Source organism: Parahoeflea olei (assembly GCF_001703635.1).
Classification (GTDB): domain Bacteria; phylum Pseudomonadota; class Alphaproteobacteria; order Rhizobiales; family Rhizobiaceae; genus Hoeflea; species Hoeflea olei.
The window spans coordinates 359,150-382,131 of record NZ_LQZT01000001.1; the positions used below are offsets into that span (position 1 = coordinate 359,150).

Annotated in this window: 19 protein-coding genes; 7 read left to right on the top strand and 12 right to left on the bottom strand. The window is 64.1% G+C overall.

All coding sequences use genetic code 11. From position 1 onward, the window contains the following. The 8 genes from AWJ14_RS01690 to AWJ14_RS01725 all read right to left on the bottom strand — a co-directional run. Nucleotides 1-1,104: NAD(P)(+) transhydrogenase (Re/Si-specific) subunit beta (locus tag AWJ14_RS01690; protein WP_245304089.1), on the bottom strand; the 1,104-nt coding region annotated here is incomplete at its 3' end. 10 nt (nt 1,105-1,114) lie between these two features. Continuing rightward, nucleotides 1,115-1,528 (bottom strand): NAD(P) transhydrogenase subunit alpha part 2, encoded by a 414-nt coding sequence (locus tag AWJ14_RS01695; protein ID WP_066174034.1) that lies wholly within the window; start codon nt 1,526-1,528, stop codon nt 1,115-1,117. Further along, nucleotides 1,528-2,679: a Re/Si-specific NAD(P)(+) transhydrogenase subunit alpha gene (locus AWJ14_RS01700; protein WP_066174037.1), complete on the bottom strand. Its 1,152-nt coding sequence runs from the start codon at nt 2,677-2,679 to the stop codon at nt 1,528-1,530. Before AWJ14_RS01700 ends, AWJ14_RS01695 begins: the two co-directional genes overlap by 1 nt. 79 nt (nt 2,680-2,758) lie before the next feature. After that, the gene (locus AWJ14_RS01705) at nt 2,759-2,983 is read right to left on the bottom strand and encodes an aa3-type cytochrome c oxidase subunit IV (RefSeq protein ID WP_066174039.1); all 225 of its coding nucleotides are present in this window, start codon (nt 2,981-2,983) and stop codon (nt 2,759-2,761) included. A gap of 145 nt (nt 2,984-3,128) precedes the next feature. Beyond that, the gene (locus tag AWJ14_RS01710; protein ID WP_066174043.1) at nt 3,129-3,869 is read right to left on the bottom strand and encodes an N-acyl amino acid synthase FeeM domain-containing protein; all 741 of its coding nucleotides are present in this window, start codon (nt 3,867-3,869) and stop codon (nt 3,129-3,131) included. Between the two features lie 204 nt (nt 3,870-4,073). Then, nucleotides 4,074-6,401, bottom strand: a complete 2,328-nt coding sequence (locus AWJ14_RS01715) for a putative bifunctional diguanylate cyclase/phosphodiesterase (RefSeq protein ID WP_066174795.1) — start codon at nt 6,399-6,401, stop codon at nt 4,074-4,076. Between the two features lie 157 nt (nt 6,402-6,558). Beyond that, the gene (locus AWJ14_RS01720) at nt 6,559-10,041 is read right to left on the bottom strand and encodes an indolepyruvate ferredoxin oxidoreductase family protein (protein WP_066174046.1); all 3,483 of its coding nucleotides are present in this window, start codon (nt 10,039-10,041) and stop codon (nt 6,559-6,561) included. Nucleotides 10,042-10,257: 216 nt separating this feature from the next. Next, on the bottom strand, nt 10,258-11,028 hold the full coding sequence (locus AWJ14_RS01725; protein ID WP_066174050.1) for an SDR family NAD(P)-dependent oxidoreductase: 771 nt from the start codon (nt 11,026-11,028) through the stop codon (nt 10,258-10,260). 230 nt (nt 11,029-11,258) lie between these two features. On the opposite strand from AWJ14_RS01725, the gene AWJ14_RS01730 reads away from it, so the two are divergent. Together AWJ14_RS01730 and AWJ14_RS01735 are read left to right on the top strand one after the other, a co-directional pair. Further along, nucleotides 11,259-11,843: a TRAP transporter small permease subunit gene (locus AWJ14_RS01730; protein ID WP_066174797.1), complete on the top strand. Its 585-nt coding sequence runs from the start codon at nt 11,259-11,261 to the stop codon at nt 11,841-11,843. Beyond that, nucleotides 11,836-13,713 carry a TRAP transporter large permease gene (locus tag AWJ14_RS01735; RefSeq protein WP_066174053.1) on the top strand — a complete coding sequence of 626 codons (1,878 nt, stop codon included), beginning with the start codon at nt 11,836-11,838 and terminating at the stop codon, nt 13,711-13,713. Before AWJ14_RS01730 ends, AWJ14_RS01735 begins: the two co-directional genes overlap by 8 nt. A 232-nt stretch (nt 13,714-13,945) precedes the next feature. Here the strand turns inward: AWJ14_RS01735 and AWJ14_RS01740 are convergent, their stop codons facing one another. Next, entirely contained in the window at nt 13,946-15,055 is a 1,110-nt protein-coding gene (locus tag AWJ14_RS01740) for a TRAP transporter substrate-binding protein (RefSeq protein ID WP_066174799.1), read from the bottom strand. A 323-nt stretch (nt 15,056-15,378) separates the two neighbouring features. Between AWJ14_RS01740 and AWJ14_RS01745 the strand changes: the two genes are divergently transcribed. Further along, on the top strand, nt 15,379-16,143 hold the full coding sequence (locus AWJ14_RS01745; RefSeq protein ID WP_066174055.1) for a gamma-glutamyl-gamma-aminobutyrate hydrolase family protein: 765 nt from the start codon (nt 15,379-15,381) through the stop codon (nt 16,141-16,143). 64 nt (nt 16,144-16,207) lie between these two features. Here the strand turns inward: AWJ14_RS01745 and AWJ14_RS01750 are convergent, their stop codons facing one another. The 3 genes from AWJ14_RS01750 to AWJ14_RS01760 form a co-directional block, all read right to left on the bottom strand. Continuing rightward, nucleotides 16,208-17,182, bottom strand: a complete 975-nt coding sequence (locus AWJ14_RS01750; protein ID WP_066174058.1) for a 2-hydroxyacid dehydrogenase — start codon at nt 17,180-17,182, stop codon at nt 16,208-16,210. Further along, nucleotides 17,179-18,207 carry a LacI family DNA-binding transcriptional regulator gene (locus tag AWJ14_RS01755; protein WP_066174061.1) on the bottom strand — a complete coding sequence of 343 codons (1,029 nt, stop codon included), beginning with the start codon at nt 18,205-18,207 and terminating at the stop codon, nt 17,179-17,181. Before AWJ14_RS01755 ends, AWJ14_RS01750 begins: the two co-directional genes overlap by 4 nt. 95 nt (nt 18,208-18,302) lie before the next feature. Continuing rightward, nucleotides 18,303-18,872 (bottom strand): MarR family winged helix-turn-helix transcriptional regulator, encoded by a 570-nt coding sequence (locus tag AWJ14_RS01760; RefSeq protein ID WP_066174064.1) that lies wholly within the window; start codon nt 18,870-18,872, stop codon nt 18,303-18,305. A 78-nt stretch (nt 18,873-18,950) separates the two neighbouring features. Here AWJ14_RS01760 and AWJ14_RS01765 point away from each other — a divergent pair, with 78 nt between their 5' ends. The 4 genes from AWJ14_RS01765 to AWJ14_RS01780 all read left to right on the top strand — a co-directional run bounded on the left by AWJ14_RS01765 (nt 18,951) and on the right by AWJ14_RS01780 (nt 22,976). Further along, complete coding sequence (locus AWJ14_RS01765) at nt 18,951-19,694, top strand: creatininase family protein (protein WP_066174067.1); 744 nt, start codon at nt 18,951-18,953, stop codon at nt 19,692-19,694. A 153-nt stretch (nt 19,695-19,847) separates the two neighbouring features. Then, nucleotides 19,848-20,813, top strand: coding sequence for an NAD(P)/FAD-dependent oxidoreductase (locus tag AWJ14_RS01770; RefSeq protein WP_083219949.1), 966 nt, complete (start codon nt 19,848-19,850; stop codon nt 20,811-20,813). A 63-nt stretch (nt 20,814-20,876) separates the two neighbouring features. Further along, entirely contained in the window at nt 20,877-21,977 is a 1,101-nt protein-coding gene (locus tag AWJ14_RS01775; protein WP_066174074.1) for a CobW family GTP-binding protein, read from the top strand. A 12-nt stretch (nt 21,978-21,989) separates the two neighbouring features. Further along, complete coding sequence (locus AWJ14_RS01780; protein WP_066174079.1) at nt 21,990-22,976, top strand: WD40 repeat domain-containing protein; 987 nt, start codon at nt 21,990-21,992, stop codon at nt 22,974-22,976. Nucleotides 22,977-22,982: the final 6 nt, after the last annotated feature.

Below are 22,982 nucleotides of genomic sequence, written 5' to 3' on the forward strand. Positions count from 1 at the left end.
GTCATAGGGCACATTGGCTTCGGCAAGCAGCACGTTCATGTGGCCTGGCATGCGGCCTGCGACCGGGTGAATGGCGTATTTCACCTCGACGCCGTTTTCCTTGAGCTTGTCGGCAAGCTCGCGGGTGGCATGCTGCGCCTGGGCGACCGCCATGCCGTAACCCGGCACGATGATGACCTTGGAGGCATTCGCCATCAGGAAGGCCGCATCCTCGGCGGAACCGAGCTTGACCGTCCGGTCGGTGTCGTCACCGCCCGAAGTCGCGGTTTCGCCGCCGAAGCCGCCCAGGATCACCGAAATAAACGACCGGTTCATGCCCTTGCACATGATGTAGCTGAGGATCGCACCGGAAGAGCCGACCAGCGCGCCGGTGATGATCAGCGCCAGGTTGCCGAGCGTGAAGCCGATGCCGGCCGCGGCCCAGCCCGAATAGGAGTTGAGCATCGAGACCACGACGGGCATGTCGGCGCCGCCGATCGGCACGATGATCAGCACGCCGAGCGCGAGCGACAGAAGCACCACCAGCCAGAACACCGTATGGCTTTCGGTCGCCACCAGGATCGCCACCAGCACGACGATGCCGATGCCGAGGCCGGCATTGATCATGTGCCGCATCGGCAGCAGGATCGGCTTGCCAGACATGCGGCCGTCAAGCTTGAGGAAGGCGATGATAGACCCGGTGAAGGTGATCGCGCCGATCGCCACGCCGAGCGACATTTCGACAAGCGCCTGGCCGTGGATCGCGCCCACTTCGCCGATCCCGAAGGCATGCGGGGAATAGAGGGCGGCCGCGGCCACCAGCACGGCGGCAAGGCCGACCAGGCTGTGGAAGCCCGCCACCAGCTGCGGCATCGAGGTCATGGCGATCCGGCGGGCGATGAAGGCGCCGGCGGTGCCGCCGATGCCCAGGCCCACGACGATCAGCAGCAGGCCGCCGAACGACGGCTTGGCCAGCAGCAGGGTCGTGAAGATGGCGATCCCCATGCCGACCATGCCGTAGGTGTTGCCCTGACGGCTGGTGGTGGGATGCGACAGGCCCCTCAGCGCCATGATGAAAAGAACGCCCGAAACGAGATAGGCGAATGCTGCGAAATTCTCTGACATCAGCCGGCCCTCACTTCTCTTTTTTCTTGTACATCGCCAGCATGCGCTGGGTGACGAGGAAGCCGCCGAAGATGTTGACCGAAGCCAGGACCAGCGCGACGAAGCCGAAGCCGGTCGCCCAGCCCGACAGCGAGGCGCCGACCGCCAGAATGGCGCCGACGACGATCACCGAGGAGATCGCGTTGGTGACCGCCATCAGCGGCGTGTGCAGCGCCGGGGTCACCGACCAGACCACATAATAGCCGACGAAGATCGCCAGCACGAAGATCGCGAGACGGAAGATGAACGGGTCGATCACCCCGCCGCTGGCGGCATGCACCGCGCCGGCGATGCCGTCTGCAGCCGGGCCTTCGGCCGCGGCGCGGACACCCGCGACAGCCTGTTCCAGGTTCTGGACAGCCGTATCAAGAGCGGATCCTGCCATCACGCTTCTCCCTTGCTGGTTTCACCGCCGAAAGCGGGATGAATGAGCGCGCCGCCATGGGTCAGCGCCGTCGCCTTGATCAACTCGTCATCGAGATTGACCGAAACCGTCTTGGCTTCCTTGTCGATCATCGTGTCGAGGAAGGTCAGAAGGTTCTTGGCATAAAGCAGCGAGGCGCTGGCCGCGATCCGGCCGGGCATGTTGAGCGTCCCGATCACGGTGACGCCATCGACGACAACCGTTTCGCCAGGCTTCGAGCCCTCGACATTGCCGCCGCGCTCGACCGCCAGATCGACCGCCACGGAGCCGAGGCGCATGCTCTTGAGCATGTCGCGCGACACCAGCTTCGGCGCGGGACGGCCCGGGATGAGGGCGGTGGTGATGACGATATCCTGCTTGGAGATATGGTCGGCAACCAGCTGGGCCTGCTTGGCCTGGTACTCTTTCGACATCTCCTTGGCGTAGCCGCCCGATGTCTCGGCCGCCTTGAACTCGTCATCCTCGACGGCGATGAATTTCGCGCCGAGCGAGGCGACCTGTTCCTTGACCGCGGGACGCACGTCGGTGGCCGATACGGCTGCGCCGAGACGCCGCGCGGTGGCGATCGCCTGCAGGCCGGCAACGCCGGCGCCCATGACGAACACCTTGGCGGCCGGCACGGTGCCGGCGGCGGTCATCATCATCGGCATCGCCCGATCAAAGGCATGGGCGGCTTCGATCACCGCCTGATATCCGGCGAGGTTGGCCTGCGAGGACAGAACGTCCATCGACTGCGCGCGCGTGATGCGCGGCATCAGTTCCATCGCAAGGCTCGTCACCCCGGCCTTGGCGAGTGCGGAGAGCGCCTCCTCGTTGCCATAGGGATCCATCTGCGCCAGCACGATGGCGCCGGACTTGAGCGACTTGATTTCGGTTTCCGACGGCCGGCGCACGCGCAGCACCACATCGGCCTTCTTGGCGTCGGCGGCGGTTCCGGTCCTGGCGCCTGCGGCCACGAAGGCCTCATCGGCGATCCGCGATTTCTCGCCGGCGCCCTTCTGGACGATGACATCGAGGCCGAGCGAGGTCATCTTCTTCACGGTCTCCGGCGACGCGGCGACACGCGATTCAAGCGGTTCGGACTCTTTTCCTACAAATACGACGGTGCCCACGAGAGCCCCTCCTCTGATATGCGGATGAGACGAGCCAAGCCGGACCTCCCACGATCCGGCCCCGCGCGTGGCGGTTGGCTCAGCGGGCGATCAGGCTGCCGCCGACGCTCAGGATGATGAACAGCAGGAAGCTGAGAATGGCGCCGACACCCGCAAAGAAGAAGGCAGCCATGGCGATCAGCAGCGAGACGACGAAAATCACCACATATTTGGTTCCCGCCAGGAAGATCCCGTAGGTTTTCTCGTGTTCGGAATAATCCATAGCCGCGCCGGTTTCGACAGGACCGCTCATCTGTTCAGCCATGCTGTAGCTCCCCAATTGACAATTCCACGAGGGATTACACAAACCGCCGGCAATGTGCAATGGACAAGCCGTCGCAAACATGGCTTCGCCGCCCATTCGGGCGGGAAAAACCCCGAAAAAATCCGCAGCAAAACCGACGGTTTAATCAGCCCGATTGCTGCATCGCGTAGCGCGCGGTGGGAAGGATCGTCAGCGGCGTCTGCCCGAGGATCTCCCGCGGCGCGAACATCATCTTGCGCTCATAGGGCTGCGAGTTGAAGAACGGGTAGCGCTGGAACAGCGTGCGCTTGAGTTCATGCGCGTTGGCGGCATGCAGTTCGAGGCTGTTGTTGTAATACTCGACGAACCGGGGACCGGCGAGTTCGATGGTCCGGAACACGCGCTTGTAGAAGGCGCGATGGTTCGGCTTGATCACCGACAGGCAGAAATCCACGTCGAAGAAGACCGTCGCCATCGTGGCCACGCGCAAGGTCAGGTAGGGCAGCGCCGGATAGTCCCGCATGATCTCGGGATCGGCGGCGAACCGCACCGGGTCGATGAAGGTCTCCCCCGCATCGAGCAGCGGATGCATCACATCGGGAAAGCGGGCCACCGCAACGCTGTCGCGGTGCGCATCCGTGACATGGTGTACCCGGATGGTCGAGACCAGCTGTTCATCGAAGAAGATGCCGAACACATGGGCATTGGGCTTGAAGTCGAGGTCGTCAATCAGCAGCGAACGATGGTTTTCCTGCGCCAGCCCCACCATGGTGAAGGCCTTGTAGCGCAACCGGGCGATGTCCTCGATATCGTCCGCGCTCTCGATCCGGCGATATTCGATGCTCTCCAGCAATCGCATCACGCCCGCACTGAAATCCGAAACCTTGCCCTGAGTCGCCGCCGCCATGAATGACAAGTCCCCGTAATGTATGATGACGGGAATTTTATCGTTAATTTTCCATTAATCAATTGCGTAAAACTGCGCGGAACTCGTCAACCCTTTATTATGGTTAACGCCGATGGCGTAAAAGCAAGCAAAATCAGTGCCGGCACCAGAAAGCACCGGAGAGATTTCACGCAGAGGTTGATAACGAAGGACGGGCTGCCGCGCCTAAACGGAATTCAGGGTGCGGGACAGGCGGCTGGTCTCGGCGGAGGCGATCAGGTCCTGCTTCGTCAGCTTGGTGGCGAGTTCACCGAAAGCGCTCCCCGGAATGGGCGATCCGAAGATGAAGCCCTGGATCAGGTCGGCGCATTCGTTCTCGCGGATCAGCCGGAGCTGGGCTTCGGTTTCCACGCCCTCGACGACGATGTCGAGCCCGAGTTCGCGCGCCAGATGCACGACACCGCGCAGCAGCTTCAGCTTGCGCGCATCGGCGCACAGGTTGCGAACGAAGGACCGGTCGATCTTGACCTTGTTGAGCGGCAGCATGTCGAGATAGGAAAGGCTGGAATAGCCGGTGCCGAAATCGTCGATGGCGATCGACATGCCCATCGCCCGCAGTTCGGTCAGGATCACCCGCGCCGTCTCGAGATCGTTCATCAGCCCGCTTTCGGTGATCTCAAGCTGCAGCCTTTCGGGCGCAAGTCCGCTCCGGTCGAGCGCATCGGCGACGACGGAGATGATCGCCCGGTCGGCGAGGTCGAAGGCGGAAAGATTGACGGACACGAACAGCTCTCCGGGCCAGCTCGCGCATTCCTGCGCGGCCTTGTCGATCACGCAGCGGGTGAGATCGCCGATGATTCCCATCTCCTCGGCTAGCGGGATATAGACCGCCGGGGAGATCGGTCCCAGTTCCGGATGGGTCCAGCGCGATAGCGCTTCTGCGCCGGCGATGCGCGCCCCGTCGGGGCTGAACATCGGCTGGTAGCAAAGTTCCATGGCCCCGGTCCGGATCGCTTCGCGCAGATCCAGCTTCATGCGCTGGCGCTCGGAATACTGCAGATCCATCGATTCTTCGAACAGGGTCCAGCGGTTCTTGTCACGGCGCTTGGCTTCGTAGAGCGCGAGGTCGGCCTGAATGTGCAGCTCCTCGACCTGGGCTCCCTCGACCGGGGCCATCGCAACCCCGCCGGACAGGCTGATGAACAGCTTGTGGCCATCGATCATGTAGGTCCCGCGCAGCGTGTCGATCACGTGATCCATGGTGCGCGTGAGCTCTGCGACATCCTCGACATCGGGCATCAGAAGCACGAATTCGTCGCCGCCGAAGCGCGAGATCACGAATTTCTGCCGGGACAGGGAGCGCAGCCTGTTGGCGATGGCGCTGAGCAGCTTGTCGCCGCTGAGATGGCCCATGGTGTCGTTGACATGCTTGAAATCATCGATGTCGAGCACCGCCAGCGCCAGCTTCTGGCCCGGCTCGGCCTTGGCCATTTTCGCGGCCGCGATGTCCTTGAACCAGGAACGGTTGGGCAGCTCGGTCAGGTTGTCGAAACGCGCCATGTGCAGGATGCGCTTCTCCGACTGGATGCGGGCGGACACATCCTCGAAGATCAGCACGACGCCCTTTTCGCCGCGATGGCGGGCGCTGAACTCGAGCCAGGTGTTCTTGTCGAGGCGCACCAGCGAGCGATCCTCGCGACCGCTGATCAGATTGTCGAGATGTTCGTTGATCTGATGGAAGTTTTCCCGGGCGATGACGCCGTTGCGGGTGCCGAGCCTGAGCGCCGCCTTCAGCACGCGCCCGCTGAGGTCGATATCCGCATCGATGTTGAAGAAATCGCGTGCCTTTCGGTTGGCGACCTCGATCCGGCCATCGCCATCGAGCATGAACAGGCCATGCGACATGTTGTTGAGAGCCGTATCGAAGCGCTCGGCGATCTCGGAGGCCTTACGTTCGGCGGTCACCGCGCTGAACAGGAACTCGCGCACGCCATTGGCCATCGACCGCGTGGTCAGGAACAGCGGCAGCATCAGAAGCGCCATCAGGATCATGAACGGATCGGCGGCAAAGGACAGGCCGATCATGATCGGCATGCAGGCGGCCAGGATGATCATGTCGACATTCAGCTTCGAGCCGAAATTGCGGCCGACGACGGAGATCATGCTCGCGAGCGTCACCGAGACCGTCACCAGTTCGGCGAAGGGATCCTGGGCCACGACCAGGGCATGCCCGCAGATCGTTCCCAGAATGGAGCAGGTCACGAACGAGCCGATCACATAGCGCTTTTCCCAGCGCAGCGTATCCGCAAGCTTGAAATCGGCCTTCGGCAGGCGGTCGAACGCGATCATGTCAAGGTTGCGGCCAAGCCACACGACGAAAAGGGCAAGCCCGGCATAGAGATAGAACGGATCGTCAATGCGCAGGTAGACCGCCATTGTCGTGACGACATGGGCAACCATGCCGGCAAACAGCGTCCCGCGCTGCTGGTACAGCGACGCCACGAAAGAAAGCCGGACTTCATCCGCGAATGCTGTGTTGTCTGCCGCCTGCATGAACACCGATCCCTGAATCCAGGTGTCACTCTAGCAGCGGGAGATTAAGAACACATTTATCATTTCCCGAATCGCGAGCAATCGCGCGCGCGTAATCGGATAACTTCCGTTAGGTTAAGATAAATCTAATTTACCAAAGAAGCGTCAGAAACCGGAACTACTCCGCAGCAATCTGATTATATATTTTTCCATTCTCAATTATAGATTGAAGCAATGCATTCTTCCTTTCAAAAACTTCTTCCTTGTTTTTGATTTTTACATGGCCAAAACCTTTTATATCCATCGGGTAAGCCAAGAACTCCGCAACCCTGCCCCTGTTTTCGACGTTCAGGGCGACAGCGACTTTTCGCATTTCCTCAATGAATGCTGCCAGCAGTTGGCGCTCCATACGCCGCTCTTGCGTGTATCCGAACACATCGAGCGGCGTTCCCCGCAGGAACTTGAGCGAGGCGAGCACCGGAAACAGCACGCCCATTCCACGGCTCAAAGAGGTTTTCACAGGGTGCCCCTTCGAATCGGTCCGTCCGAGCACCGGCGGCGCCATGTGATATTCGAGCTTGCCGTAGCTTTCGAACTGGCTGGCCAGTTGCCGCTTGAAGCTGCCGTCGCTGTAAAGCCGCGCCACTTCATATTCGTCCTTGGTCGACATCAGCTTGAACAGCGAGCGGGCCGCGGCGGCCGAGACGCTCCCGGGCGCGCCGAACAGGCGTGTTTCCGCGTCCAGCACCGGCTTGAGCGTGTCCCGGTAACGCGCAGCCCAGGCCGCATTCTGGTAATCGGCCAGGAAGGCCGCGCGACGCTCGACAAGCTCCTCGACGGTCTGGTCCGCCACATCCCGGCTCTCCTCTTTCTGAGGAGTCACGATCGCCTCCACCGAGGCCGGATCGTGCCCGGCCCTGCGACCCCAGCGGAAGGCCGAGAGGTTCATCTCCACGGACTGCCCATTGAGCCTTATCGCTTCCTCGATCGAGGCCGGCGACAATGGCAGCGCCCCCTTCTGCGCGGCCATACCGAGCATGAACATGTTGGCGGCGATGGCGTTTCCGAACAGTCGCGTGGCGGCGAGCGTGGCGTCGAAGAAGCTGGTCCGCTCCGCACCCGCCGCCTTGACGATCGCGCGCTTGAGCCGTTCCGTGGGCAACGAGAAATCGGCATTCCGGGCAAAATCGCCCGGCATCACCTCGCTGGTGTTGACGAGGAACGCCGTCTCGCCTTCCCGCACGGAAGTCAGCACCTTGCGCGACCCCGACACGACGAGGTCGCAGCCCAGGATCAGGTCGGCCTTGCCCGCGGAAATGCGGATCGCGTGAATGTCGTCGGGTGTTTGGGCGATGCGGACATGGGAGAAGACGGCGCCGCCCTTCTGCGCAAGCCCGGCCATGTCGATCATGCCGCAGCCCTTGCCTTCCAGATGCGCAGCCATGCCGAGTATGGCGCCGATGGTCACGACGCCGGTGCCGCCGATGCCGTCGATGATCGAGGCCCAGCCGTTTTCAAGCGGCATGACGACCGGCGCCGGCACGCCTTCGAGCGGGTCGGCCACCGATTTCACGGCTGACCCGTCGGTCTTGCGCATGCGCGCGCCATGCACGGTGACGAAGGAGGGGCAGAAGCCTTCGATGCAGGAAAAATCCTTGTTGCAGCTCGACTGGTCGATGCGCCGCTTGCGGCCGAACTCGGTCTCCTTGGGCTGGATCGACACGCAGTTGGACTTGATGCCGCAATCGCCGCAGCCCTCGCACACCAGCTCGTTGATGATCACCCGCTTGTCGGGATCGGGATAGGTGCCGCGCTTGCGGCGCCGGCGCTTCTCGGCCGCACAGGTCTGGTCGTAGAGCAGCACCGTGACGCCCGGCACCTCGCGCAGCTCGCGCTGCACCGCGTCGAGTTCGGAGCGATGGTGAAAGCTCATCTGCGCCGGCCAGGCGATGCCTGCGGGGTAGCGGTCGGGATCGTCGCTCACCAGCGCGATCCGTTCCACCCCTTCCGCGCGCACTTGGCGGGCGATGGCATCGACCGTGAGGCTGCCTTCGTGCGGCTGCCCGCCGGTCATGGCCACCGCATCGTTGTAGAGGATCTTGTAGGTGATGTTGGCGCCCGAGGCGATCGCGAAGCGCAGCGCCAGCACGCCGGAATGATTGTAGGTCCCGTCACCGAGGTTCTGGAAAATATGTTCCCGGCTGGTGAACGGCGCCTGGCCCACCCATTGCGCCCCCTCCCCGCCCATCTGGGTGAAGCCGGTGGTGTCGCGATCCATCCACAGCGACATGAAGTGACAGCCGATGCCCGCAGCCGCGACCGAGCCCTCGGGCACCTTGGTCGAGCTGTTGTGCGGACACCCCGAGCAGAAATAGGGCATGCGGGTCGACACATCCGTCACAGTCGACAGCATGCTCTGGAACTGCCGGATCCGCTTTACCTTGGCATCGATATCCTCGGAATGGCCGATCACCCGGAGCAGGCGCTCGCCCACCGCCACCGCGATGTCGTTGGGATCGAGCGCGCCCTTGACCGGAAACAGCCAGTCGCCGCGCTCATCGCGCTTGCCGACCACCACCGGCTGGCGCGCCGTGCCGTACAGCGCCTCGCGCAACTGGCTTTCGAGCAGCGAGCGCTTTTCCTCGACCACGATCACCATGTCGAGACCGTCCACGAACGCGGCCATGTCCTCGAGGTCGAACGGCCAGGGGCAGGCAACCTTGAACAGCCTGAGCCCGATCCGGTTTGCGCGGGCCTCGTCGATGCCGAGATCGTCGAGCGCCTGGCGCACGTCGAGATAGTTCTTGCCCACCGTCAGGATGCCCACCCGGGCATTGGCCCCGCCCGAATAGATGATCCGGTTCAATCCGTTGGCGCGGATATAGGCGCTTGCCGCGGCGCGCTTGTATTCGTGAAGGCGGATCTCCTGGCCCAGGAAATCGAGATCATGCGGGCGGATGTTGAGCCCGCCCGGCGGCATCGTGAAGTCGGGAAGGACGATGTTGACCCGGTCGAGGCCCGCCTCCACCGAAGCGGTCGATTCGATGTTGTCCTTGACGCATTTCAGCGCCGCCCAGGTGCCCGCGAACCGCGACAGCGCGTAGCCGTGCAGCCCGTAGTCGATCATCTCCTGCACCCCCGCGGGATTGAGGATCGGAATCATGGTGTCGACGAAGTTGAATTCGGTCTGGTGCGCGTTGGTCGAGCTTTCGGCGGTATGGTCATCCCCCATCAGCGCCAGCACGCCGCCATGGCGCGCCGAGCCTGCAAGGTTGGCGTGGCGGAACACGTCGCCGGAGCGATCCACCCCGGGGCCCTTGCCGTACCAGAGTGCGAACACGCCGTCATATTTGCCTTGGCCGTCGAGGCCCGCCTGCTGCGACCCCCAGCATGCGGTGGCCGCCAGTTCCTCGTTCAGCCCCGGCTGGAAGACGATGTTGCGCGGGGCAAGCTGGCGTGCCGCGCGGGCGATCTGCTGATCGAGCCCCCCGAGCGGAGACCCACGATATCCCGACACGAAACCGGCGGTGTTGAGCCCGGCACGGCGGTCGAGTTCGTGCTGCATCATCAGCATGCGCACCACCGCCTGGGAGCCGGTCACGAAGATCCGGTCTTTCGTCAGGTCAAACTTGTCGTCCAGCGAGACATCGTGGATTGTCATTGACGGCCTCCTCAAGCCAGCCCGGTTCCGATCGGTTGCGATCGGGGCGTGCCCGCGGCTTCCCACCCGCGGCCAAGCTTCTCCTCCCCCATAGTTGGGGCAGCCAGGTCTGGCGTCAATCGGATTTCCGCGGCCGGGGCAACTGCGCAATCAGCCCCCGGGCAAGAACCGGGCGAACGCAACTATCTGTCGCAAGAGGCCGCCGGGGCGACCGAATCAACGCAACAGCGAGTGGCCGCCATCCACGGTGAGGACGCTTCCGGTCATGTAGGCGCTGGCCCGCGAGGCGAGCAGCAGCACCGCCCCATCGAGATCGTGGCTCTGCCCGAGCCGGCCGAGCGGGTTCTGGTTCGCCATCACGCCGGCGCCCGGCCCCTTCAGGAACGGCTCGGTCAGCGCGGTCTGGAACCAGCCGGGCCGGATCTCATTGACGCGGATATTGTGCTTGGCCCATTCCAGCGCCAGGCAGCGGGTCATCTGGCTGAGCGCAGCTTTGGAGGCGCTGTAGGCCGCCACCTGGCGCATCGGCAGCTCCGACAGGACACTGGAAACATTGACGATCGAACCGCCGCGTCCGGCGCGGACCATCCGCCGGGCCGCCTCCTGCGCCATCATCACCGCCCCCTCGACATTGACCGCCATCACGTTGCGCAGGGTCTCGGCGGACAGCGACATTGCCTTGTCGCGGTGGGCGACGCCCGCGGCGTTGACCAGCACCCCAACCGCGCCGAACGCCTCCTCGATGCGGTCGTAGCAGGCGGCGATCCTGTCTTCGCGGCGGACGTCGAGCGAAATCCCCATCACGGCACCGCCCTGCCCCATTATCGTCTCGGCCGCCGCATCGAGATGCGCCTGCTCCTTGCCGATCAAAGCGACTTTCGCCCCGTTCGCGGCCAGCACGCGTGCGATAGCAAAGCCTATCCCGGTGCCGCCGCCGGTGATCAGCGCCACCTCGTCCGACAGATCGAACACATCCTCTGCGCGCATGTCAGTCCCCTTTGCGTGCCTGCACCGGCCAGCGGTATAGCCACAAGCCCGGCGTAACGCCACCTGAGCCGCCCACGATAGCTGGTAAAATGAATACACCAATTATTGCCCTATTTGATTATTTGCTGATATGAACGGACCAGGCATCGCCGAACTGATAATGATGCCGTGACGGGAACATGGATCGCGCGCACTCCGGCAAACCGGAGGCGAACGACCGGGAGGAAAATATGGGCACTCTCCTTCGGGTGAGCCGGTCTATCGACCGGTTCAACGAGTTTGTCGGGCGCAATGTTGCCTGGCTGGTCCTGGCGGCGGTGCTGATCAGCGCCGGAAACGCCACGATCCGCAAGACCTTCGACATGTCGTCAAACGCCTGGCTGGAGGTGCAGTGGTACCTCTTCGGCGCCGTCTTCATGCTCGCCGCGGGCTGCACGCTGCGCCGCAACGAGCATGTGCGCATCGACGTGCTGGCCGGCAACCTGTCCAAACGGACCCGCGACTGGATCGACCTCTTCGGCCATTTCGTGTTCCTGCTGCCCTTCTGCCTGATGATGACCTATCTCGCCTGGCCGTTCTTCTGGCGCTCCTTCAAGAACGGCGAGATGTCCTCGAATGCCGGCGGGCTGATCATCTGGCCCGCCAAGGCGGTGATCCTCGCGGGCTTCATCCTGCTCACGCTCCAGGCCGTCTCCGAGATCATCAAGCGCATCGCCATCATCCGGGGGCTGATCGAGGAAGAGCCCGGGCACGACCACGTGCTGCCGCCGCAGGTCGAGGCGGCCACCGAGATGAAGGGCGCCCGGGATGCTTGACCTGATTGCCCACAATCTCGCACCCATCATGTTCGTGACCGTGATGGGCATGCTTCTGATCGGCTATCCGGTGGCCTTCACGCTGGCGGCGGGCGGCATGTATTTCTTCGTCATCGGCGTCGAGGTCGGCCACATCTCGCCGGAAATCCACCTGTCATGGCCCTTGGCCCAGGCCAACATGAACCGCGTCTTCGACGTGATGCGCAACGACACGCTGCTGGCGATTCCGTTCTTCACCTTCATGGGCCTCATTCTCGAGCGCTCGCGCATGGCCGAAGACCTGCTCGACACCGTCGGACAGCTGTTCGGCACCCTGCGCGGGGGCCTTGCCTTTGCAGTGGTGCTGGTCGGCGCGCTGCTCGCCGCCACCACCGGCGTGGTCGCCGCCTCGGTGATCGCCATGGGGCTGATCTCGCTGCCGATCATGATGCGCTACAACTATCATCCGGGGCTCGCGGCCGGCACCATCGCCGCCTCCGGCACGCTGGCGCAGATCATTCCGCCCTCGCTGGTGCTGATCGTGATGGCCGACCAGCTCGGCCGGTCCGTCGGCGACATGTATGTCGGCGCGTTCTTCCCGGCCATGATCATCGTGGCCATGTATTGCGCCTATATCTTCGTCATCACGCTGATCAAGCCGCAGTGGGTTCCGGCCCTGCCGCCCGAAGCGCGGCCGCTCGGCAATGGCGGGCCGTCCCTGCTCATGATCCTGGCCGTGGCCGGCGCGCTGTTCGTCATCGGCTACAGCTTCGTGTTCTCGGACCTGCGCTATGAGACCCGCGTGGTGTGGTCGGCGCTCGCGGCGACAATCATCCCCTATGTCTTTGCGCTTCTGAACCGCGCGAAGAATCTCGGCTATCTTTCCCGGATGGCCGAGCAGGTGGTGATCGTGCTGATTCCGCCGCTTGCGCTGATCTTCCTGGTGCTGGGCACCATCTTTCTGGGCATCGCCACCCCGACCGAAGGCGGCGCCATGGGCGCGACCGGCGCGTTGATCATGTCGCTCGCCAAGCGCAGGCTCGACAGGAAGACGCTGCTGCAGGCGCTCGATTCCACCGCCAAGCTCGCGACATTCGTGATGTTCATCCTGATCGGCGCCCGGGTCTTCGCGCTCACCTTCTACGGCATCTCCGGCAACCGCTGGGTCGAGGATCTGATGCTGGCCCTGCCCGGCGGCGAGACCGGCTTCCTGATCACCGTCTCGGTGATCGTCTTCATCCTGGGCTGTTTCCTCGACTTCTTCGAAATCGCCTTCATCATGGTGCCGCTGCTCGCCCCGGTCGCCGAAAAGCTCGGGATCGACCTGATCTGGTTCGGGGTGCTGCTGGGCTTCAACCTGCAGGCCAGCTTCCTGACGCCGCCCTTCGGCTTCGCGCTGTTCTACCTTCGCTCGGTGGCACCGATCAAACCCTGGTACGACGAGGTGGCCGGCCGCATGATCGAGCCGATCTCGACCCGTTCGATCTACAGCGGCACGCTGCCCTTCATCCTGATCCAGGTGGCGATGCTCGGCATCCTGATCGCCTTCCCGGGCCTCGTCACACACTACAAGAGCGAACCGCTGATCCTCGACCAGAACGAGATCAACCGGGAAATCAACAGCATCGGCGGCGGCGGCTTTGGCCTGCCCGGCTCCGGCCTGAGCCTGCCGGGCGCTCCCGGCTTCGGCGGCGAGGCGGGCGGGATGCCGCCAATGCCGAGCTTTGGCGCCCCCGGGGGCTCGGGCGCAGGCGGCTTGCCGGCCCCCGGGGCACTGCCCGCCCCTGGCGGACTGCCGGCCCCTGGCGGATTGCCGGCACCGGGCGGCCTGCCCGCGCCGGGCGGATTGCCTGCACCAGGCGAGGCAACCGGCGCGCCGAAATTCGATTAAGTCTCCGGGATGGGGCTCACGCCCCCGCGCCCGAGGCTGGCTGACAGGCAGGTTGGCAGGCGGAACTTTCGCCCGGCCTCACGCCCGAGGCCGGAAGCCCGCACCGGGGACGCGCACGGCGCTTGCGCTCCGCCCCTATCGCCCATTCACTCCAGCCTGCTGCCAGACTAAAAAAGGTCCTGCATCCATGATCCGGATGCAGGACCTTTTTGGGCAGGCCGGAACTGCCTGGTTAAAGCTTGTCGCCGCGCTGCTGGATCATCATGAAGGTGTCCATGTTGTATTCCGCGAACTGGAACCAGAGATAGCCGTCGCCGCGGTAGCCCATGTAGCTGTCATGGATCTTCTTGAAGACGGCGTTCTCGGCACCGATCTCGGCATAGATCTTGTTGGCAGCGGCGAAGCAGGCCTCGAGGATCTCAAGGCTGTAGGGACGCAGCTTGGTGCCTTCCGAGACGAGCTTCTTCAACGCCGGCGGATTGAGCGTGTCGTAGCGCGCCATCATCACGCTGTTGGCTAGCGCCGAAGCCGTTTTGACCACGCCCTTGTAGTTGCTCGGCAGTTCGTTCCACTTGTCGAGATTGATGAGGTTCATCAGCGTCACGCCGCCTTCCCACCAGCCGGGATAATAGTAGAACGGCGCGACCTTGTTGAAGCCGAGCTTGGAATCGTCATAGGGGCCGACGAATTCGGCGGCATCGATGGTGCCCTTCTCGAGCGCGGCATAGATGTCGCCGCCCGGAATGTTCTGCGGAACCACGCCGACTTCCTGGATGATGCGCCCGCCAAAGCCGCCGATGCGGAACTTGAGGCCCTGCATGTCGGCGACCGTGTTGATCTCCTTGCGGAACCAGCCCCCCATCTGGGCGCCGGTGTTGCCCGCCGGAAAGGCGATCATGTTGTTGTTGGCGTAAAAATCGCTGTTGAGCAGGTCCAGCCCGCCGCCTTCGTAGAGCCAGCCATTGGTCATGCGCTGGTTCAGGCCGAACGGAACGCCGGTGCCGAAGGCCCAGGTCGGATCCTTGCCGAAGAAATAGTAGGACGCCGTGTGCGCCATCTCGATGGTCCCGTCGCGGACTGCGTCCGCGCCTTCGAGCGTGCCGACGATTTCGCCGGCGCCGTAGACCTGGATTTCGAAATTGCCGTCGGTGGCCTCGGAGACAGCCTGGGCGAAGACTTCCGCCGCGCCATAGATGGTATCAAGCGCCTTGGGGAAACCCGACGAGCACCGCCACGTGATCTTCGGCATTGTCTGCGCGATCGCGGGGGCTGCAAGCGCGGTCGCTGCAGCGACGCCGGCCCCGGTCACCCCCGCCTTTTTCATGAAAGAACGACGATCCATGTAAACCTCCCAGTTGAAGCAAAGCCGCCGCACCAAGGGTTTCCCCCCTCGTTTATACCCGGCGGCATGGCCCGAGCTAAACACTTTGCTTCCGGGCTTTCAAGCAAAAGCGGCCGATTTGGACGCAATTGGTCAATATTTTTTGCCAGTTACTAATATATGTATTCCGACAATCGCTAATGCAATTCATGCGTGCACACTCCCTAGCCATTCCCGGCCCTGATACGGCTCCGCCGGCAATTGACAAAACCCGTGCGAAACGGGAAAAACACAGCGGATCCGGCAGCGCCTTCCGGCTGCCGCCAACCAGGGATACGAACCAAATGCACAGTGGCCTTGTCGCAATTCCGGCCGATATCCGCAGCTTCGAGGGCTACACCTGGCACGCCTCTCCCGACCAGTACATCATGGCCGCCGTCACCGGCTCGAACGTGCTGCCGCTGATCGTGCCCGCGCTCGCCGAGGGCGGCGATGTGGACATGGTGCTCGACCGGGTCGACGGCGTCCTCATCAGCGGATCGCGGACCAATGTGCATCCCTCGCTCTACGGCGAGGCGGAAACCGAGAACCACGGGCCGTTCGACCCCGCGCGCGACCGGCTGTCGCTGGCGCTGATTCGCCGGACCATCGAGCGCGGCATCCCATTGCTGGCGATCTGCCGGGGCATCCAGGAGCTGAATGTGGCGCTCGGCGGGTCGCTGGCGACGGAGATCCAGGATCTTCCCGGCCGCATGGACCATCGCAAGCCGGTGACCGAGGATCGCGACACCGCCTTCGCGATCCGCCACACCATCAAGGTCAAGGAAGGCAGCTGCCTGGCATCGATCGTGGGCGATGGCGAGGTGCGGGTCAACTCGCTGCACCGCCAGGCGATCTCCAAGCTTGCCCCGCGGCTCGCCGTCGAGGCTGTGGCCGAGGACGGCACCATCGAAGCCGTCAGCGTCATCGGCGCGCCGGGCTTTGCCATCGGCGTGCAGTGGCACCCAGAATACTGGGTCGGCAGCGACATGATTTCGGACAAGATCTTCAAGGCCTTCGGCGACGCCGTCCGGGCTCGTCACATCCGCTCGGATCAGGCCGCCGAATAGGCCCACCCAACTGCTGCGAAAAGACCGGCGCGCTGCGTGAGGGCGCGCCTGCACTCCTTCCGGTTCAGCCTGGCTTCCGGTCGAGATGAGCGCATTCGGGGACCGGCGTGATCGCCGGCCGGCCCGCGAACCAGGCTCCGAGATTGTCGACCACCAGATCCGCCATGGCGTTGCGCGTCGACACCGAGGCCGAGGCCACGTGCGGCAGCAGGCAGGCATTGGGCAAATCGATCAGCGCCTGCGGCACATTGGGTTCGTCGGCGAACACGTCAAGCCCGGCCGCCGCGATGCGCCCTTCGGAGAGGGCCCCGATCAGCGCGAGCTCATCGATGGTCGATCCGCGTCCGACGCTGATCAGCACGCCATCGGTGCCGAGCGCGTCGAGAATATCGGCATTGACGGCATTGGCTGTCGCCGCGCCGCCCGGAACCACCACGATCAGCGTATCCACCGCCCGGGCGAGCCCGGCAAGGGTCTCGTGCCAGGTGTAGCCGACATCGTCGCGCCGGTTGCGGGTGTGGTAATGGATCGGCAGTCCGAAGGCTTCGAGGCGCCGGGCGATGGCAAGGCCGATCCGCCCCAGCCCGAAAATGCCGATGGTCCGCCCCCTCAGGGTCAGCCGCGTCAGCGGGTAGCCGCCCTCGGCGGCCCAGCGGCCGGCACGCAGATAGGCTTCGGCCTTGGGAAATTCGCGCAGCGTGTTGAGCAGAAGCCCCACGGTGGTGTCGGCAACCTCGTCGGACAGAACGTCCGGCGTGTTGGTGACCATCACCCCGCGCCCGGCCGCATGCCTGGCATCGACCGCGTCGTATCCCACCCCGAAATTGGCGATGATCTCGAGATTGGGAAAACTGTCGATGAAACCGGCGTCGATCGTGGTCATGCTGGCGATGCCGTGGACCTTGTCCCGTGTTGCGGCATCGAGCAGACCGGTATCCGCCGTCTCCAGCGAGACCGCCTCGAATTCGGCCTCGACGCGCTCGCGGACCCGCGGATTGATCCTCCCGGGGATCAGAATGACCGGCTTGTCGTTACTCATCGTGTCCCTCCCGGATGAAGTGGCCCCGTCGATTGCCGGATTCGCATTTCCGGCTTGATCAGGTGCAGGCCGTCGGCTTCGCTTGAGCCGTTGAGCTTGTCGAGCAAGGCACGCGCGGCGAAACGTCCGACTTCGGATTGCCCGTTCCAGACCGTCGTCAAGGCGGGCGTGGCAATCGCCGCTTCCTCGAGATCGTCATAGCCGGTCACGGAGATGTCGCGGCCCGGCACCAGGCCCGCCCGCGCGATCCCGTTCATCAGGCCGATCGCCACCAGGTCGTTCCAGCACACCGCCGCCGTCGGCTTGAGCGGGTTGGCGAGGAAATTGACCGCCGCCTCGAACCCGCTCTGCTTGGTGCGGGGGCCGGGAATGCGCAAGGCCGACTCAAGCTCGAGCCCCGCCGCCTTCATCGCATTGGCATAGCCCGCATAGCGGTCGCGGCCCGTCGAGGTGTGATCCGTGCCGCCGATCATGGCGATCCGGGTGTGCCCGAGACTGATCAGGTGATTGGTCGCGAGCGTGGTGCCATAGGCGTCGTCGCCGCGGAAAGTCGGCAGGTCGATCTCTGGCACCGAGCGCGCGATCAGGATCGCGGGCATGCCGTTGTCCTCGGCAAGCCGGATGTCCGAGGCCGGCGTGCCGATCGCCGGCGACATGATCACGCCGTCGCCGCCGAGCTGCAGAAGCGTTTCGATGAAATTGCGCTGCTTTTCGACCGAATCGTAGTGGTTGGACAGGATGAAGGTCTGGCGACTGCGGTCGAGTTCGGTCTCGATCGCCTTCAGGATTTCCGCATAGAACGGGTTCATGATGTCGTGCACGACCACGCCGATGATCCCGGAGCGGGAGGTTCTGAGCGAGGCCGCACGCCGGTTGTAGATATAGCCGAGCTCGACCGCCTTTTCCTTGATGCGTTCGCGGGTAATATCGGCCACCAGGGGGCTGTCCCGCAAGGCCAGTGAAACGGTTGCCGTGGAAAGGCCGAGCGCTTCGGCAATGGTCGAAAGCTTAACTTTTTGCGCCAATTCCTGATTCCAAATCCCGTTTGCGTCGCCAAGGCACGCGTCAATGATTCAAACGTTTTAACAAAGTAAGAGGTTTGAACCGGGCTGGCAATCAGTCAGTTTTCTTCATCCGGCTCGTCTGCAAACGGAATTTCATCTGCGGGGAGCACCGTAGTCTCCGTTTCCGGACCCCGTTCGGCAAGCGCGGCCTGCCCGGCGCGGAGTTCGGCCAGAAGGCCGGCTTCGACTTTGCCCAGAAGATCGAGAAGCTGCGTGACCTCCTTTTCCTTGAGCCCGGCAAAGGCGGATTTCTCGGTGCGTCGCTGCGCTTTGCGCACCGCCCGGATCTGGTCACGCCCGGCATCGGTCAGGAAGACCAGCATCATCCGCCCGTCGTCCTTGGAGCCCTCACGCCGCACGAAGCCCTGGGCCGCCAGCCGGCCGAGCGTCTTGGTGATCGTCGGCGCCTTGACCCCGAGTGCGGCGGCGATGGCGCCCGGCGTCTGCCCGTCCTGCGCGTCAAGCGCCAGCATGACGGCGTCCTGCCCGGCATAAAGCCCGAGATCGAGCAGATGCCGCGACAAGGCGGTGCGGGCGTTGCGCGCGACCTGGTTGATCAAAAGCAGCGTTTCGGCCTGAACCGACTTCTTCGACCGTTTGATCTTGCTCTTCTTTTTCGCGGACATGGACAGCCCCTTCTTGCAGCCTTTGATCCATCACCCTAGGGTTCAAGCCTACTCAAGCCCGAGCGGAAACACCACTCCATGCCCTCACAATCCGTGCCGATCGCAATCCTGCCGCTGGGCGCTCACGAGCAGCACGGACCGCACCTTCCCTTCGAGACCGATGCGCTGATCGCACAGGCGGTTGCCGAACGGCTTGTCGCGGTGGCGCCGCCCGGGGTCAGCCCCGAACTCCTCGCCGTCGAATCGGTCGGCTATTCTATCGAGCACATGGATGTGACAGGAACGCGAAGCCTTGCTTTCGACGAAGCCGTCACCCGCTGGCTCGACATTGCCGGAGCCTGCGCCGCCCGGGGCACGCGCCGGCTGCTGCTGCTCAACGCCCATGGCGGCAACTCGCCGCTTCTGACCGTCGTCGCCACCGAAGCGCGGGTGCGGTTCAACATGCTTGCGGTGGCGACGAGCTGGACCCGCTTCGGCCTTCCCGAAGGCCTGATCGACCCGGCCGACAAGGCGCTGGACATTCACGCCGGCGATATCGAGACATCGGTGATGCTGGCGATCCGCCCGGACCTGGTGCGGCTTGAGGCCGCCAGGGATTTCCCGTCCCGGCAGGCTGAATATGCACAACGCTTTGCACATCTTCGCGCCTATGGCCCGCATGCTTTCGGCTGGAAGATGTCCGATCTGAACGCAGATGGCGCCGCGGGCCACGCAAGCCGCGCCAGCGCCGGAAAGGGCGAAGCCATCCTCGCCCATGCGGTCAGCGGCCTTGCCGAGTTGCTCGCCGACATGGCGGCGTTCGACGTGAGCGAACTGGCATAACAGCGCCGCGCGCGACCCTCAAAAAACAACACCTGTTTTATTTACTTGTTTGAAACGCCAGCCTGCTTAACTGAACGGGTTCTGGCGGCCCACTCATTGGTAAATGAAGAATGAAGATGCACGTAATTGTTATAGAATTATCGAGATATTTTCATGAATAGTTGTGATGTGGCTGTCATCGGCGCAGGCCTGGCCGGGTTGAGCCTGACACGCCACCTCCAGGCACAGGGCATGACCGTCAAACTGATCGAAAAGTCCGATCGCCCTGGCGGCCGCCTCTCCACCCGCGAAACCCCGTTCGGTTCCTTCGATGTTGGCGCGCAATACCTGACAAACCGCACGCCCGCCTTTGCCGCGCTGATCAATCTCCTGACATCCGGGGGACAGGTGGCGGCCTGGAAGCCTTCGGGCAAGGACAGCGCGCGCCCCTGGTGGACAGGCGTCCCGGGCATGTCCACCATCCCCGACGCGCTTGCCCGCAGCCTCGATATCGACCTGGGCGTCGAGGCGCTCGGAATCGCGGCGAGCGGCGACCGGTTTGAGATCTCCGCCCGAAACCGTGACGGCACCGAGCACCGCTACACCGCGAACCAGGTCGTCGCCGCGATCCCGGCGCCGCAAGCCCGCACCCTCCTGTCCCCGCTCGATCCTGTTTTCGAAACGCTCGACACGGTGCAGATGGCGCCGTGCTTGAGCGCCGCCCTCGCCTTCGGCGCACCGCTGTCCGGCGTCAGGGATCTCATCCGGGGCCAACAGGGCGAGGCCCTGGCGCAGATTACGCGCAACAGTTCCAAGCCGGGTCGCAGCGGAGAGACATTCGTGATCCAGGCCATGCCCGGCTGGAGCCGGGAACGCATCGACAGCCCGCCGGCCGCCGTGTTGGCCGAGATGCTGATCGCCATGCGGTTCCAGACCGGCCTTGGCGCAGACCTGCCGCCACCGCTGCATCTCGATCTCGATTTCTGGCGCTACGCGCTGGTGGAAACGCCGCTTTCGAGCCCCTTTCTCGCCAACCAGGACAACACCCTGTTTGCCTGCGGCGACTGGTGCATTGCCGCCCGCGCGGAGGCCGCCCACCAATCCGGCCTGGCCCTGGCCGAACACATCCTGTCCTTGTGAGTGGCATAAGCAGGGCAAAGCGCCTATATGGGGACCAATCCCTCCCTCAAGTCAGAGAGTCCCATGAGCGAAGCGTCCGTCACCACCCCCGTTGCCCCGATTCCCGTGACCGTGCTGACCGGCTATCTCGGCGCCGGCAAGACCACCCTGCTCAACCGCATCCTCTCCGAGCCGCATGGCAAGCGCTATGCCGTGATCGTCAACGAATTCGGCGAAATCGGCATCGACAATGACCTGATCGTGGAATCCGACGAGGAAATCTACGAGATGAACAATGGCTGCGTCTGCTGCACCGTGCGCGGAGACCTGATCCGCGTGGTCGAGGGCCTGATGCGCCGCCCGGGCCGGTTCGACGCGATCATCGTCGAGACCACCGGGCTCGCCGATCCGGTGCCGGTCGCCCAGACCTTCTTCATGGATGAGGACGTGCGCGCCAAGACCCGGCTCGACGCCGTCGTGGCCCTCGTCGATGCCCGCCACCTGCCCGCGCGCCTCAAGGACAGCCGCGAGGCCGAGGACCAGATCGCGTTTGCCGACGTGGTGCTCCTCAACAAGACCGACTTGGTGAGCCCCGAAGAGCTTGAGGCCGTCGAACGCACCGTGCGCGCGATCAACCCCTCCGCCCGCATCCACCGCACCGAGCGCGCCGCCGTTGCGCTCGACGCCGTGCTCGACCGCGGCGCCTTCGACCTCGAACGCGCGCTCGACAACGATCCGCATTTCCTCGACCACGATCACCCCGACCATGTCTGCGGCCCCGATTGCGACCATGACCACGATCATGATCACCACCACCATCATGATCATGATCATGACCACGGGCACCATCACCACGACCATGAGCACGCCGCGCCCTCGTCGATCCACGACCTGACGGTCCAGTCGGTCTCGCTGCGTGCCGGGCCGCTCAATCCGAAGCGGTTCTTCCCCTGGATCGAGAAGATCACCCAGCTCGAAGGCCCGAACATCCTCAGGCTCAAGGGCATTATCGCCTTTGAGGGCGACGACGACCGCTACGTCATCCAGGGCGTGCACATGATCGTCGAGGGCGACCATCAGCGCCCGTGGAAAGAGGGCGAAAAGCGCGAGAGCCGGCTGGTCTTCATCGGCCGCGAACTCGACCGCGAAAAGCTCGAGCGGACCTTCTTGGCCTGCCAGGCCTGAGGACGACCGCCCATGCCCACTGTTGCGCCGATCGATCTCGACGACCACTGCCTCTGCGTCGCCTTTGTGGGCGACGCACCGGTGTTTGCGCTGGCCTCCGGACTGGTGGTGCGCCTCGACCATGGCACCCACCGCCATGAACTCCACGATGGCCTGCTTGCGGCCGTCACGACACTCGACGGCAGCAGCCTGGTCACCGGTGGCGAGGACGGCAAGGTGATGCGGCTCGACGCGGACGGCACCGAGACCGTGCTGCGCCCGGCCGCTCGCAAATGGGTCGGCGCAGTCGCCGCCGGTCCGCAGGGCGCGATCGCCTTCGCCGAAGGCCGCACCGCCACCGTGCTCATGGCCGACGGAAAACAACGCGCGTTCGAGGAAGCCCGCACCATCGAGGGCCTGGCCTTCGCGCCGAAGGGCCTCCGGATCGCCATGGCGCGCTACAACGGGGTTTCGCTCGCCTTCGTCAACGGCGCGGCGCCGGCGGTCGATCTGGAATGGAAGGGCGCCCACACCCAGGTCACCTTCAGCCCCGACGGACGCTTTCTGGTCACCGCCATGCAGGAAAACGCCCTGCACGGATGGAAGCTCGACGGCAAGCCCGGCGACCAGCGCCACATGCGCATGACCGGCTACCCGGCCAAGATCAAGTCGCTGTCCTGGTCCGCCAAGGGCAAATGGCTCGCTTCATCAGGCGCCCCCTCGGCGATCGTCTGGCCGTTTGCGAGCAAGGACGGGCCGATGGGCAAGCCGCCGCTGGAACTGGGCCAGCGCGCCGACACCATGGTCACCGCGGTCGCCTGCCATCCGGTCGAGGACCTGGTGGCGATCGGCTTCGGCGACGGCATGGTGCTGGCGGTGCGCATCGCCGACAGCAAGGAAGCGCTGCTCCGGCGCCCCGGCAAGGGCCCTGTCACCGCGCTCGCCTGGAACAAGCCAGGTCGCCTGCTCGCGTTCGGAACGCAGGCAGGCGACTGTGGCGTGGTCGACATCGCAGGCTAGACCCGG